Origin of the sequence: Pseudonocardia sp. KRD291 (genome assembly GCF_019263595.1) — a bacterium.
Taxonomy (GTDB): domain Bacteria; phylum Actinomycetota; class Actinomycetes; order Mycobacteriales; family Pseudonocardiaceae; genus Pseudonocardia.
Map to the genome: position 1 here is coordinate 1 of NZ_JADQDD010000166.1, position 13,863 is coordinate 13,863.

Sequence of the window (13,863 nt, forward strand, 5' to 3'; positions counted from 1 at the left end):
CGGAGAACGTGACCTCGACCCCGACCGGCCCGAGCACCGAGCGCACCCGCCCGGCGATCTCGTCGGCCAGCCCCGGGAACGGGTGCCCCAGCCGGACCACGACCGCGACCTCCGTCGGTTCCGCCCCCGTCCCGACCCGTACCCCGGCCAACCGGCGGCCCGGGAGATAGGAGGCGATGCTGCCGAACGGACCGCCGTCGAGCCGGAGGACCGCGGGGTGACCGAGCACCGCGGCCGCCACGTCGGAGGCACGCCGGTCCGCGCGGTCGGCCGGACGGGCGGCGTGCAGGGGCTCGTCGCTCACCGCGGCGATGCTAGACCGACGCGGCCCGACGGCCCGCTCCGAGCGCACCACCCGTCCACGGACGGGTGGTCCCGACATGCGAACGGCACCCCGGCCGGGCCGGGGTGCCGTTCGTGCGTCGAGCCGGGGGCTCTACTTCTTGAAGATGTCCTTGACCTTCTCGCCGGCCTGCTTGACGTTGCTCTTGACCTGGTCGCCCTGACCCTGGGCCTCGAGCGCCTCGTCGCCGGTGAGCTTGCCGACGCCCTCCTTGAGCTTTCCGCCCAGCTCTTCCTTCTTGTTCTCGGCCTTCTCGTCAGCGCCCATCTCAGTCGCCTCCTCGTTCACAGTCGACGGGCGCCCGCGACCGCGGGCGGCTACCGTCGTACCTCTTACTCCGATACCCCTCAGCACTGTCGGCTCACGCCTTTGTGACCGGCGTCACAGCCGCCTCGGGGGAACACCGACCCACGGGACTGGATCCGGGTGCACGCCACGACGGACACCGCACGCGCCGACGCGCCGCCGGGCTCCGCAGCGCCCGCGTCCGCGCCCGCTCCGCCCGCCGCACCCGCGACACGCGCGGTCCTGGACGAGACCACGCTGGTCGTCCGGGCACAGGAGGGCGACGTGCACGCGTTCGAGGAGCTCGCTCGCCGGCACCAGGACGCGTTGTTCCGGGTCGCGGTCCGCGTGCTGGGCAACCGCGCCGACGCCGAGGACGCGCTGCAGGAGGCGCTGCTCGACGCCTGGAAGAAGATCGGCGCGTTCCGCGGCGAGGCCGCGTTCTCCACCTGGATGTACCGGATCGTCACGAACCGCTGCACGGCGCTGCTACGGCGCAGCCGCCCGACCGTCCCGGTGTCCGAGATCGGCGACGACGCACTGGCATCACCCGGGTCGCACTCCCCCGAGCGCGCCGCCGAGATGGACGCCGAGATGGCCGCGCTGTCGCGCGCGGTGGCCCGCCTGCCCGAAGAGCAACGGACCTGCTGGGTGCTGCGGGAGCTGGAAGGACTGGGGTACGCGGAGATCGCCGAGATCACCGGTGCCGGGGAGACGGCCGTGCGCGGCCGGATCCACCGGGCCCGGACCGCGCTGGCGGAGGGTATGCGGGAATGGCGTTGAACCCCACGGGACCCGCGTCTGCGCGGACACCGGACCCCGGCGGAGCGCCGGTGCAGATGCTGGCCTGCGGCCGGGACGCGGCCCTGGTGTGGGACCACGCCGAGGCCGGTGTGCTCGACGAGCACGAGCGCACCTGCCCGCACTGCCGGTCCACCGTGTCCGACCGCGACAGCCTGGGCGGGCTGGTCGGGCGGATGGCCGCGCAGCCCCTGCGCCCGCCGCCGAACGTGCTCGAACAGGTGATGGGCGCGGTGGTCGCCGACCTGCGCCCGCACGACCTGCTCGTGCTCGCCCCCGGCGCGTCGCTGAGCCGGCCCGCGGCAGCGGCGGCGCTGCGTCACATCGTGGACTCGATGGACGGGCTGCGGGCCCGCAGCTGCCGGATCGAGCAGGAGCGCCCCGCGCCGGACCCGGCGCCGGACGGCACCGACGCCACGATCGCCCTGCCCTTGCGGGTCACCGTCACCGTCGCCGCGCGGTTCGGGGTGGACCTCGCCTCGGTGACCGCGCGGGTCCGGCAGATGATGATCTCGGCCGGGGAACGGGCGCTCGGCGTGCCGGTGGCCCGGGTGGACATCCACGTGGTGGACGTCTGGGACGAGCGGGAGGACCGGTGAGCAGCCCCGGGAGCAGCGCTCCGCCGGTCCGCTACCACGTGGCCGACCTCGCGGTGGCCCGGATCGCGGCCCGCCGGGCGCGGGCCGTCCCGTCGGTCGTGGGGCTGCGGGCCGACCTGTCGCAGACCCTGCTCGGGCTGGCCGGCACCTGGCTCAACCCGGACCCGGTGCCCCCGGACCTGCGCGCCGAGGGCGTCACGGTCGCCGTGCACGGCGACCGGGCCGACGTGCGGGTCACGGTCGTCACCGAGCTCGGGCCCAACTGCCGCGAGCTGGCGCTGACGGTGCAGGGCGAGGTCGCCCGGGCGGTGCGCGAGGCCACCGGGCTGGACGCGACGGTGCAGGTCACGATCGCGGACATCGAGCTGCCCTGAGCGGGCTGTGAGAGGACGGGCTCAGCGCGCGGTGAGCACGCAGTCCCCGCACGTCCCGCCGCCGGCCACCCGGTAGTAGAGACAGCACGAACGCCTGCGGAACCCCCACTCGGTGTCCGCGGCCCCGGGCTCGAGACGCAGCAGCCGCCCGGTCCCGGACAGCGACGGCCGGTCCAGCACCGCCCCCAGCACGCCCAGCAGGGCCGGCCGCGAGGCCCGGCGGGCGGTGTCGAGCACCCGCGCCGAGCCGGCCAGCGCGGACGCGACGTTGCCCCGGAGCACATGCCCGGACACCGGGACCAGACCCCGCACGGCCTCGAGGAGCGGGACGAGCTGCGCGTCGAGCAGCTCGTCGCCGAGCACGGCGGCCGCACCGCCGGGGTCCTCGACCGGGTCCGGCGTGCTCGTGCCGCCGGGCCCGGCCAGGCACGGCGCCCAGGGGTCCTCGCCGCCGGGAACCCGGCACAGCCCGCCCAGGTCGGGCAGGACACCGTGCAGGACCACCGCGGCCAGGGGCGCCGAGACCAGCCGGGCGACCAGCCCCTGGAACGCGATCGAGGCCGCCACCCGCTCGTCCGACCCGAGGCCGGCCCGGACCCGGGCGATCCGGTCGGCGAGCGGGCCCGGGTCGGTGTGCAGCCGTGCGAACGGCTCCGCGACGTTGCCGGCGGCCACGACCGGGAGCTCGAAGAACGGCCCGACCCGGGCGACGTCGTCCATCGCCGCGGTGACGTCGCACGGCTCGGTGGCGGGTCGGGTGCTCACGCCGTCCAGTGTCGCCCGACCGGCCGCGGGCCGCCGGACCCGGTGGTCACACGCCGTGTCCGGGCTGCGGGCCGCGCGCCCACCCACCCGCTCCGGACCACCCACATCTCACTGTCCGGACACGCTCGCGCAACCTGGACCTGGTTGAATGGCGCGCTTCACGTCACACTCTGCGTGGCGATCATCGGTGGCGCAGGTGGGCGACTGCATGCGACCCTTTCACCTCCCAGACCGCACTCGCCGGGGTGTGCGGTCGAACCGTGCCGCGGGAGTTGGCCGGGTCCGAACAGTGCCCGGCCGCTAGTCGCGCCCGGAAGAACTTTCCGATTCGACCTCTCCCACGGCACGGTGCACCCGAACGGCGCAAGCAGGACGGCCCCTACGGAGCATCGTTGTAGTCTGGACACTCTGTTCGGACCAGCGAGGTCCGAGTCGTCCCGATGCGAGGTCGGGGTGCACCGAGACGACAGGAGGAGCAGTTGGCCGCGATCAGTGACCAGACGCGCCGCCCCGCGCACAGCAATCTGCGTCCCCCGCAGGGCGGTCTGTACGCCGCCGACCACGAGCACGACGCCTGTGGTGTCGCCATGTTGGCAGACATGCAGGGCCGTCGCGACCACGCCGTGGTGCAGAAGGCCATCACCGCGCTGCTCCGCCTGGAGCACCGCGGCGCGCGGGGTTCGGAACCCAACACCGGCGACGGTGCGGGGATCCTGATCCAGGTCCCGGACGCCTTCTACCGCGAGGTGGCCGGGATCGACCTGCCCGAGCCCGGTGCGTACGCCGTCGGGACCGCATTCCTGCCCGCGGGCCCGGGCGAGGCCGACACGGCCGCCGCCGCGATCGACGCGATCGCCGCCGAGGAGGACCTGCGGGTACTGGGCTGGCGTGACCTGCCCACCGACCCGGAGACCGCCGACCTGGGCCCGTCCGCCCTGGCCGCGATGCCGGTGTTCCGTCAGCTGTTCGTCGCGAGCGTCGAGGACGGCGAGGACGCGCTGACCGGCATCGAGCTGGAGCGCCGCACGTTCTGCCTGCGCAAGCGCGCCGAGCACACCGCGAACACCTACTTCGCGAGCCTGTCCCCGCGGACCGTGGTCTACAAGGGCATGCTCACCGAGCCGCAGCTGCCGGTGTTCTACCCGGACCTCACCGACTCCCGGGTCACCTCGGCGCTGGCGATCGTGCACTCCCGCTTCTCGACGAACACGTTCCCGGCCTGGCCGCTGGCCCACCCGTACCGCTACGTCGCGCACAACGGTGAGATCAACACCCTGCGCGGGAACCGGAACTGGATGGCCGCGCGCGAGTCGATGCTGGAGTCGGCGCTGCTGCCCGGCGACCTGGACCGGCTCACCCCCGTGGTCACCCCGGACGCCTCGGACTCGGCGACGTTCGACGAGGTGCTGGAGCTGCTGCACCTCGGCGGGCGGAGCCTGCCGCACGCGGTGCTGATGATGATCCCGGAGGCGTGGGAGAACCACGCCGAGATGGACCCCGCGCGGCGCGCGTTCTACGAGTACCACTCCACGCTGATGGAGCCCTGGGACGGCCCCGCGCTGGTCTCGTTCACCGACGGCACGCAGATCGGCGCGGTGCTCGACCGCAACGGCCTGCGCCCGGCGCGGTACTGGATCACCGAGGACGGGCTCGTCGTGCTCGCCTCCGAGGTCGGCGTCCTCGACGTCGAGCCGTCGCAGATCGTGCGCAAGGGCCGGCTCGAGCCGGGCCGGATGTTCCTGATCGACACCGAGCGCGGCCGGATGGTCGACGACGACGAGATCAAGGGCGAGCTGGCCTCGCTGCATCCCTACGCGGACTGGCTGCACGCCGGCCTGATCCGCCTCGACGAGCTGCCCACCCGCCAGCGCGAGGTGCCCACGCACTCCGCGCTGACGCTGCGCCAGCAGTCGTTCGGCTACACCGAGGAGGAGCTCAACCTCCTGCTGCGGCCGATGGCCGTCGCCGGTGCCGAGCCGATCGGCTCGATGGGCAACGACGCGCCGATCGCCGCCATCTCGGAGCGGCCGCGCCAGCTCTACGACTACTTCATCCAGCTCTTCGCGCAGGTCACGAACCCGCCGCTGGACGCGATCCGGGAGGAGCTGGTCACCTCCCTGCACAGCCAGCTGGGCCCGGAGCAGAACCTGCTCGACGCCACCCCGGCGCACTGCCGGACGATCGTGGTGCCGTTCCCGGTGCTGTCCAACGACGACCTGGCCAAGGTCGTGCACATCAACGACGACGGGGACTTCCCCGGCTTCGCCTCGCACACCGTCACCGGCGTGTTCCGCGCCGCGGACGGCGGGAAGGGCCTGACCGACCGGCTCGACGAGATCCGGGCCGAGGTCACCCGTGAGATCGAGAACGGCGCGCGGCTGATCGTGCTGTCCCAGCGCGGGGTGGACGCCGAGCACGCGGCGATCCCGTCGCTGCTGCTCACCGGCGCCGTGCACCACCACCTGGTCCGGGAGCGCTCGCGCACCCGGGTCGGGCTGATCGTGGAGTCGGCCGACGCGCGCGAGGTGCACCACATCGCGCTGCTGCTGGGCTACGGCGCGTCTGCGGTGAACCCCTACCTGGCCATGGCCACGGTGGAGGACCTCGCCGAGCGCGGCGACATCCCGGGTGTCGACGCCCGGACCGCGGCCACGAACCTGGTCAAGGCGCTCGGCAAGGGCGTCCGCAAGACCATGTCGAAGATGGGCGTCTCGACCGTCGCGTCCTACACCGGCGCGCAGATCTTCGAGGCGATCGGGCTCGGCCCGGACGTCGTCGAGTCCTGCTTCGCCGGCACCACCTCCCGTCTGGGCGGCGTCGGCTTCGACGTGCTCGCCGAGGAGGTGCTCCGCCACCACCGCCGGGCGTTCCCGTCCGACGACGTCCGCGCCAGCCACCGCGCGCTGGCCGTCGGCGGGGAGTACCAGTGGCGCCGCGAGGGCGAGCTGCACCTGTTCAACCCGCAGACGGTGTTCAAGCTGCAGCACTCCACGCGCTCCGGGCAGTACTCGGTGTTCAAGGAGTACACGAAGGCCGTCGACGACCAGGCGCACCGGCTGATGACGCTGCGCGGGCTGTTCTCGTTCAAGGAGGGCCTGCGCGAGCCGGTCCCGATCGACGAGGTCGAGTCGGTGGAGTCGATCGTGACCCGGTTCTCCACCGGGGCGATCTCCTACGGCTCCATCTCCCAGGAGATGCACGAGACGCTGGCGATCGCGATGAACCGTCTCGGCGGCCGGTCGAACACCGGAGAGGGCGGCGAGGACCCGGACCGGTTCACCGCGGACCCGAACGGCGACTCCCGGCGCAGCGCGGTCAAACAGGTCGCGTCCGGGCGGTTCGGGGTGACCAGCGAGTACCTGGTCAACGCCGACGACATCCAGATCAAGATCGCGCAGGGCGCCAAGCCCGGCGAGGGCGGCCAGCTGCCCGGCAGCAAGGTCTACCCGTGGATCGCCACCACCCGGTACTCGACGCCGGGGGTCGGCCTGATCTCGCCGCCGCCGCACCACGACATCTACTCGATCGAGGACATCAAGCAGCTCATCCACGACCTCAAGAACGCCAACCCGCGGGCCCGCATCCACGTGAAGCTGGTCAGCCAGGTCGGCGTCGGGACGGTCGCGGCGGGGGTCTCCAAGGCGCACTCCGACGTCGTGCTCATCTCGGGCCACGACGGCGGCACCGGCGCGTCGCCGCTGTCCTCGATCAAGCACGCGGGCGGGCCGTGGGAGCTCGGCCTGGCCGAGACCCAGCAGACGTTGCTGGCCAACGGCCTGCGCGACCGGATCACCGTGCAGGCCGACGGCCAGCTCAAGACCGGCCGCGACGTCGTCATCGCGGCGCTGCTCGGGGCCGAGGAGTTCGGCTTCGCGACCGCGCCGCTGGTCGTCTCGGGCTGCATCATGATGCGCGTCTGTCACCTGGACACCTGTCCGGTGGGCGTCGCGACCCAGAACCCGGAGCTGCGCAAGAAGTTCGACGGCAAGGCCGAGTACGTCGTCAACTTCATGCGGTTCGTCGCCGAGGAGGTGCGCGAGTACCTGGCCCAGCTGGGCTTCCGCAGCATCGCCGAGGCGATCGGGCACGCCGACGTGCTCGAGACCAGCGCCGCGACCCAGCACTGGAAGACCGAGGGGCTGGACCTGTCGGCGATCTTCCAGGTGGGCGACTACGCCGAGGACGTGCCCCGCTACCGGACCCGGGAGCAGGACCACGGCCTGGACAAGGCACTGGACAACACGATGATCCAGCTGGCCGAGGGTGCACTGCGCTCCGGCGACCAGGTCACCCTGGACCTGCCGGTGCGCAACGTGAACCGGACGGTCGGCACGATGCTCGGCAGCGAGCTGACCAAGGCCCACGGCGGTAAGGGGCTGCCCGACAACACGATCGACGTCACGCTCACCGGTTCGGCCGGGCAGAGCTTCGGCGCGTTCGTTCCCAAGGGCATCACCCTGCGCCTCGTCGGCGACACGAACGACTACTTCGGCAAGGGCCTGTCCGGCGGGCGCCTGACGCTGCGCCCGGACCCGTCGGCGCCGTTCGCGGCCGAGGACAACATCATCGCGGGCAACGTGATCGGCTACGGCGCGACGTCCGGTGAGATGTTCGTGCGCGGCATCGTCGGCGAGCGGTTCTGCGTCCGGAACTCCGGTGCGCTGGCCGTCGTCGAGGGTGTGGGCGACCACGGCTGCGAGTACATGACCGGCGGTCAGGTCGTCATCCTGGGCCGGATCGGGCGCAACTTCGCCGCGGGCATGTCCGGCGGCGTGGCCTACGTGCTCGGCCTGGACAAGGGTCGCGTCAACGCGGAGATGGTCGATCTCGACCCGCTCGACGACTCCGACCGCGCCGCGCTGCAGTCGGCCGTGGAACGCCACCACGCCGAGACCGGTTCGACCGTGGCGCACGCGCTGCTCACCGACTGGGACACCGCGGTGGAGCGCTTCGGCAAGGTCATGCCCAAGGACTACAAGCGCGTGCTCCAGGCCCAGGAGGCGGCCGAACGTGAGGGGCGCGACGTGAACCAGGCGATCATGGAGGCCGCTCATGGATGAGGAGCGTGACGTGAACCAGGCGCTGTGTCATGGGGGTGCCGCACATGGCTGACCCCCGAGGATTCATGACCACGCCGCGGGAGAACCCGACGCGGCGGCCGGTGGACCTGCGCCTGATGGACTGGCACGAGGTCTACGAGGACTTCCCGCAGAAGAAGCTCGAGGAGCAGGCCGGGCGCTGCATGAACTGCGGCATCCCGTTCTGTCACCAGGGCTGTCCGCTGGGCAACCTCATCCCGGAGTGGAACGACCTCGTCTGGCGCCAGGACTGGCGCGAGGCGATCGAGCGCCTGCACGCGACGAACAACTTCCCGGAGTTCACCGGGACGCTGTGCCCCGCCCCGTGCGAGGCCGCGTGCGTGCTGGCGATCAACGACGACGCCGTCGCCATCAAGCAGGTCGAGATCGAGATCATCGACCGGGCCTGGGACGAGGGCTGGGTGCCCCCGCAGCCGGCCGAGACGAAGACCGGCAGGAAGGTCGCCGTCATCGGGTCCGGTCCGGCCGGCCTGGCCGCGGCGCAGCAGCTGACCCGGGTCGGGCACGAGGTCGTCGTGTTCGAGCGGGCGGACCGCATCGGCGGGCTGATGCGCTACGGCATCCCCGAGTTCAAGATGGAGAAGAAGCGCCTCGACCGGCGCCTGGACCAGATGGTCGCCGAGGGCACCCTGTTCCGGGCCTCGACCGACGTCGGCACCGACATCACCGTCGAGCAGCTGCGCAGCGACTTCGACGCCGTCGTGCTCTCCGGCGGGGCGACCGCCTGGCGCGACATCCCGGCCGAGGGCCGCGACGCCGAGGGCGTCTACCAGGCGATGGAGTTCCTGCCCTGGGCCAACCACGTGCAGCAGGGCGACATCGACGCTCCGGAGATCACGGCGGAGGGCAAGGACGTCGTGATCATCGGCGGCGGTGACACCGGCGCCGACTGCCTGGGCACATCGCACCGCCAGGGCGCGCGGTCGGTGACCCAGCTCGAGATCATGCCGACGCCCCCGGAGCACCGCACCGATCACATGCCCTGGCCGACCTACCCGACGGTCTACCGGGTCTCCTCCGCGCACGAGGAGGGCGGCGGCCGGATGTTCTCGGTGAACACCACCGAGTTCGTGAAGGGCGCCGACGGCGAGCTCACCGGGATCAAGGTCGTCGAGGTCAAGCGTGGCGACAAGGGATTCGAGCCGGTCGAGGGCACCGAGCAGGAGCTCCCGGCCCAGCTGGTGCTGCTCGCGATGGGCTTCGTCGGACCGGAGAAGGGCGCGCTGATCGACGGTCTGGGCGTCGACCTCGACCAGCGCGGCAACGTCGCGCGCGACGACGACTACATGTCCAGCGTCGACGGCGTGTTCGTGGCCGGCGACATGGGCCGCGGGCAGTCGCTGATCGTGTGGGCCATCGCCGAGGGCCGCGCGGCCGCCGCAGGCGTGGACGCCTACCTGACCGGCCGGGACGTGCTGCCCCGGCCGATCGCCCCGACCGACCGCCAGATCGGCTAGGCGCGACCCGTACGACGCAGGGCCCGGACGCACGCTGCGTCCGGGCCCTTCGTGTATCGCGGCGCCCGTGCATCGCGGCCCTCGTGCATGGCGGCTCGCGGTCAGCTCGGGTCGATCCGGAACACCGGCATACCGGGGGCGATCTCGCGCAGACGCTCGTCGGGCGAGCCGGCGTCGACGTCGTCGAAGAACCGGCCGACCTCCCAGGCCCACCGGCGCAGGTAGACGCGCAACAGCTCCGGCTTCGCGTCGTCGGTGAGCTCGGTGGCGGTGAACGTCTCGACCCGGCGTCCGAGGCGCAGCTCCCCGCCTCCGGCGGCGCGCAGGTTGCGCACCCACTGCACGTGCCCGCGCGGTGCCACCAGGTAGCGCTCGCCGTCGACCGTCATCAGGTTCACCGGGGTCGTGCGCCACTCGCCGCTGCGGCGGCCGCGCACCGCCAGCTCACGGCTGCCCAGAACGCTGACACCGAGCCGCATCAGGCCGTTGAACAGGCGGTTGCCGACCCGGTCCGCGCGGCCGGGTCGGAGCTGGCGGAGATCGGTCGGGGTCATGGCGTCCTCCTCAATTCGAGAGCACTGCTCTCTGCGTGTGGACCCAGTAGACACCCGTTCGACCACGAAAGCAAGAGCACTGCTCTGGAATCGCCGTCCCCCACGCCGGAGGGACGGCGAGACGCTCAGGCGCCGGCGGGCTCGTGGAGCTCCAGCTCGAAGGCGTCGTCGCCGATCCAGACGCGCACCCCGTCCGCGTCGTCGGTGATGTAGCCGTCCTCCTCCTCGCCGAGCTCGCGGATCGCGCCCAGGGCGCGGTCGGAGAACTCGACGACCCCGCCGCCGAGGTCGACCGGCCGGTACTCCCGGGCCAGGCGGGCGGTCCGGCACTCGGTGGCCAGCCAGTGGGCGTTGTCCTCGCCGACGTCCACCCGCCACAGGTCGTTGCGCATCAGCAGAGTATGACTGCGATCACGTCCGCCGGGGCGTCTCAGATCGAGTCGCCTCCGGACCCGCCGGAGGTGCGGTCGCGCAGCGGGTTCTCCCCGTAGCGCTCCAGCACGCGTGCGCGGACGTCCGGGTCGGCGCGCGGCACCGGCTCCAGGAAGATCTCGTCGAGGTCGCCGAACTCGGCGCGCAGCTCGTTCTCCAGGCGCACGCACAGGCGCTCGACGTCGGCGGCGCCCAGTGTGTCGTCGAAGTCCAGCCGCGCGCACAGCAGCACCTGGTCGGTGCCGACCATCATCGTCAGCAGGTCCACCACACCGCTGATCCCGTCGTGGGCGTCGAGCCGGTCCCGGACCGCGCGGACGAGCCGCACGTCGGCCTGGCGCCCGATCAGCAGCCCCTTGTTCGTCCGGCCCAGGATGTAGGCGACGACGGCCAGCAGCACCCCGATCAGCAGCGACGCGATGCCGTCCCAGATCCCGGACCCGGTCAGCTGGTGCAAGCCGACCCCGGCGAAGGCCAGCAGGAGCCCGATCAGCGCGGCGCTGTCCTCGCAGAACACGGTGACCACGGTCGGGTCGTCGGTCCGGCGCAGCCAGCCGAAGAACGTCGTGTCCTCGGCCGCGGCCTCCCGGCGCACCTGGCGCACGGCCTGCAGCCAGGACGTCCCCTCGAGCAGGAACGACACGCCGAGCACCGCGTAGGCGACCCAGGCCAGCGTCTGCTCGGCCTCCTCGCCGAGCACCGTGCGCACGCCCTCGACGATCGCGAACACGCCGCCGGAGACGAAGATGCTGACCGCCGCGATCAGCGCCCAGAAGAAGCGTTCCTTGCCGTAGCCGAACGGGTGGCGCCGGTCGGCCCGCCTGCCGGACCGTCGCAGCGCGGCGAGCAGGAGCCCCTCGGTCGTGGTGTCCGCCGCCGAGTGCGCCGCCTCCGCGAGCATCGCCGCAGACCCGGTGAGCAGGCCCGCGACGAGCTTGAGCACCCCGATCGCCGCGTTGGCGCCCAACGCCAACAGCACCGTGAACGTGCTCTCCCCCGTCTCACCCTTCTCCGCCACCGGGCGAGACTAGGCCCGCTCGCGGTGATCGGCACGTTCTCCGCTCGTCGTGTTGATCATGCCTGCGGCCGCACGGTCCGTGACCGTTCCGACACCCGACGCAGTCGAAAGCCCACCCGTCGCCCCTCCGCCACCGCTCACGGCCGCGCCGTATCGGCGCACATCTCGGCGGCGTCTCACGCGTTGACCCACTGCCGGCACCTGCGGAACCGGGAGCCCCTGTTGGTGCCGGGCACCATCGGGAGATCGGGGTCGTGGCTTCGTCCACGGCTCCGATTCCCGGTGGTGTCATCCGTCTCCGCACCGGCTCGGACGAGATGCGCACACCACCCCTCCCTCCACTGCCGTGGCAGTGAGAACCGGTCAGCGGGAGAACCGGCCTGCGGGAGAACCGGCCAGCGCGAGAACGGTCAGCGCGAGAACGGTCAGCGGGAGGCGAGCACGGGCTCGGCGGTCCGCCCGCGTGTGGACACGACGGCCGCGCGGCGACGGTGGACCGCGGACCGGATCCGGGTCCCGATCGCGAACGCCCCGGCCGTGAGGACGGCCATCACGCCGCCGGCCAGGATGCACAGCAGCGGGTTCCCGCCGGTCATCGGGCCCAGGGCCAGGCCCACGACGAGCATGTACACCGCCCACACGGCGGAGCTGACCAGCGAGCCGAGCAGGAAACGGCGCAGCGGCAGGCCGAGCCGTCCGGCGGCCGCGGTGCTCACCAGCCTGCCGCCCGGCACGAACCGGGCGCCGACCAGCGCCACCACGGGTCGCCGGAAGATGTTCGCCCGGACCCAGGACGCGACCCCGCTGTCGCCGTCGGCGGCGCGGGGCAGGATCCGGTTCGAGGAGCGGCCCAGCCCGAACACGGCCAGGTCACCGAGCACGGAGCCGGCGAGCGCGGCAACGAACAGGCCGATCACGGCGGCGACACTGCGCTCCCCGAACGCCGAGGCCGCGGCGGACATCAGCAGCGTCTCGCTGGGCAGCATCGGCACCGGGCCGTCGACGGCGATCATCAGGACCAGGGCCGGCAGCAGCCACATGCTGTGGAGCACCGCGTGGAAGAACGCGAACAGGTCCACGCGGCCCCTTCCGGTGTCGACGTCGGCCCGGTCTCGGGCGTCCGGGCTCCCCCACACTGGCAGACGGTCACCGCGAGGTAATGGGGGCGGTCCCCCGATACTGCCGGGTGGGTCCCCGGATCCCTACACGATCGCCTTCCACGGCGCCGCACGGTCGGTGAGCGGTCGGGCGGTCCGGACGGGCGTCGGTGTCACACCCCGGTGCGGCTCACCCGTCGTCGAGCGCGGCGCGGACACGGTCCGCGACGTCCGCCCGCTCACCCGGGGTGGACCCTCGCGGCCCGGTCCGCAGCCGGACACCGTCGCCGGCGTAGCGCGGGATGACGTGCAGGTGCACGTGGAACACGTCCTGACCGGCGGAGGAGCCGTCGGCCAGCAACAGGTTCGTGCCCGTGACCGGGGCCCCGCCCGCTCCGGCGCCACGCTCACCACGCCGTCCGCGCCACCACCCTCCGACGGCGAGCCGGCGTGCAGGTCCGGCCCGACGCGGGCCGGTCGCGCCCGGACCGGGGTGGCGCAGGCCGGTGTCGGCGGGGTCGATCACACCGGCGCCGGGCGTGCCGGGCGCGGCCGTGCCGGGACCGGGGTGGCGCAGGCCGGGGTGGCGCAGGCCGGTGTCGCGCAACGCCACCGCGAGCCGGCGGGCGAGGACGGTCATCGCCGCGGCATCGTCGTCGGAGACGTCGGCCAGCCCGGAGCCGTGAGTCCGCGGCACGACCAGCAGGTGCCCCGGGGTGATCGGCGCGTTGTCGCAGAACGCGACCACCCGCGGGGTCTCGGCGACGAGGTCGGCCGGGGCCGTACCGGCGACGATCCGGCAGAACACACAGTCCTCGACACCGTCCTCCACACCGCGATCCTGCACCCCGACCGCGGCGTCACGACCACGACCCGACCGGACGCCCACACGTCGCCACCACGCACTCAACTCGCCCCCGCGCGCTCCGCGTGCCCCCGCGCCCGCGGCAACGCGCGCGTCGACGAGCCCAGCGCGCGGCCGGAAGCCCGGCCCGCGTCGCCGGGTCTGGCGCGCGTCGCCGGGTCTGGCGCGCGTCGC

At 72.9% G+C, this 13,863-nt stretch carries 13 protein-coding genes; 5 read left to right on the plus strand and 8 right to left on the minus strand.

All coding sequences use genetic code 11. The annotated features are described in order from the left end of the window. On the minus strand, positions 1-304 hold a 304-nt coding region (locus tag I4I78_RS20890; protein ID WP_218613138.1), incomplete at its 3' end, for a hypothetical protein. A 132-nt stretch (positions 305-436) separates the two neighbouring features. Continuing rightward, a complete protein-coding gene (locus I4I78_RS20895) occupies positions 437-610 on the minus strand; it encodes a CsbD family protein (RefSeq protein ID WP_218613139.1) in 174 nt (57 codons plus the stop codon). A 159-nt stretch (positions 611-769) separates the two neighbouring features. Between I4I78_RS20895 and I4I78_RS20900 the strand changes: the two genes are divergently transcribed. From I4I78_RS20900 to I4I78_RS20910, 3 genes are read left to right on the plus strand one after another with little or no spacing between them, the layout of a single operon-like run. Next, complete coding sequence (locus I4I78_RS20900; RefSeq protein WP_308252256.1) at positions 770-1,411, plus strand: sigma-70 family RNA polymerase sigma factor; 642 nt, start codon at positions 770-772, stop codon at positions 1,409-1,411. Between the two features lie 56 nt (positions 1,412-1,467). Then, the gene (locus I4I78_RS20905; RefSeq protein ID WP_226380134.1) at positions 1,468-2,028 is read left to right on the plus strand and encodes an Asp23/Gls24 family envelope stress response protein; all 561 of its coding nucleotides are present in this window, start codon (positions 1,468-1,470) and stop codon (positions 2,026-2,028) included. After that, a complete protein-coding gene (locus I4I78_RS20910) occupies positions 2,025-2,402 on the plus strand; it encodes an Asp23/Gls24 family envelope stress response protein (RefSeq protein WP_218613141.1) in 378 nt (125 codons plus the stop codon). Before I4I78_RS20905 ends, I4I78_RS20910 begins: the two co-directional genes overlap by 4 nt. A 21-nt stretch (positions 2,403-2,423) precedes the next feature. On the opposite strand, the gene I4I78_RS20915 is transcribed toward I4I78_RS20910, so the two are convergent. Beyond that, entirely contained in the window at positions 2,424-3,167 is a 744-nt protein-coding gene (locus I4I78_RS20915; RefSeq protein ID WP_218613142.1) for a (2Fe-2S)-binding protein, read from the minus strand. Positions 3,168-3,646: 479 nt separating this feature from the next. Here I4I78_RS20915 and gltB point away from each other — a divergent pair, with 479 nt between their 5' ends. Together gltB and I4I78_RS20925 are read left to right on the plus strand one after the other, a co-directional pair. Then, positions 3,647-8,227, plus strand: coding sequence for a glutamate synthase large subunit (gene gltB, locus I4I78_RS20920; RefSeq protein WP_226380131.1), 4,581 nt, complete (start codon positions 3,647-3,649; stop codon positions 8,225-8,227). Positions 8,228-8,271: 44 nt separating this feature from the next. Next, positions 8,272-9,723: a glutamate synthase subunit beta gene (locus I4I78_RS20925; RefSeq protein ID WP_218613144.1), complete on the plus strand. Its 1,452-nt coding sequence runs from the start codon at positions 8,272-8,274 to the stop codon at positions 9,721-9,723. A 101-nt stretch (positions 9,724-9,824) separates the two neighbouring features. Here the strand turns inward: I4I78_RS20925 and I4I78_RS20930 are convergent, their stop codons facing one another. The 5 genes from I4I78_RS20930 to I4I78_RS20950 all read right to left on the minus strand — a co-directional run bounded on the left by I4I78_RS20930 (position 9,825) and on the right by I4I78_RS20950 (position 13,656). Beyond that, a complete protein-coding gene (locus I4I78_RS20930; RefSeq protein WP_218613145.1) occupies positions 9,825-10,277 on the minus strand; it encodes a nitroreductase family deazaflavin-dependent oxidoreductase in 453 nt (150 codons plus the stop codon). A 125-nt stretch (positions 10,278-10,402) separates the two neighbouring features. Further along, positions 10,403-10,669 carry a hypothetical protein gene (locus I4I78_RS20935; RefSeq protein WP_218613146.1) on the minus strand — a complete coding sequence of 89 codons (267 nt, stop codon included), beginning with the start codon at positions 10,667-10,669 and terminating at the stop codon, positions 10,403-10,405. A gap of 38 nt (positions 10,670-10,707) precedes the next feature. Further along, positions 10,708-11,727: a cation diffusion facilitator family transporter gene (locus I4I78_RS20940; protein ID WP_218613147.1), complete on the minus strand. Its 1,020-nt coding sequence runs from the start codon at positions 11,725-11,727 to the stop codon at positions 10,708-10,710. A gap of 425 nt (positions 11,728-12,152) precedes the next feature. Then, entirely contained in the window at positions 12,153-12,806 is a 654-nt protein-coding gene (locus I4I78_RS20945; RefSeq protein ID WP_218613148.1) for a DedA family protein, read from the minus strand. A gap of 208 nt (positions 12,807-13,014) precedes the next feature. After that, positions 13,015-13,656 carry an HIT family protein gene (locus tag I4I78_RS20950; RefSeq protein WP_308252257.1) on the minus strand — a complete coding sequence of 214 codons (642 nt, stop codon included), beginning with the start codon at positions 13,654-13,656 and terminating at the stop codon, positions 13,015-13,017. Positions 13,657-13,863 lie beyond the last annotated feature (207 nt).

Bases quoted from the DNA above. Each gene is read 5' to 3' on its own strand.
- I4I78_RS20895 (WP_218613139.1), bottom strand. From the start codon at position 610: ATGGGCGCTGACGAGAAGGCCGAGAACAAGAAGGAAGAGCTGGGCGGA.
- I4I78_RS20905 (WP_226380134.1), top strand. From the start codon at position 1,468: ATGCTGGCCTGCGGCCGGGACGCGGCCCTGGTGTGGGACCACGCCGAG.
- I4I78_RS20925 (WP_218613144.1), top strand. From the start codon at position 8,272: ATGGCTGACCCCCGAGGATTCATGACCACGCCGCGGGAGAACCCGACG.
- I4I78_RS20930 (WP_218613145.1), bottom strand. From the start codon at position 10,277: ATGACCCCGACCGATCTCCGCCAGCTCCGACCCGGCCGCGCGGACCGG.
- I4I78_RS20935 (WP_218613146.1), bottom strand. From the start codon at position 10,669: ATGCGCAACGACCTGTGGCGGGTGGACGTCGGCGAGGACAACGCCCAC.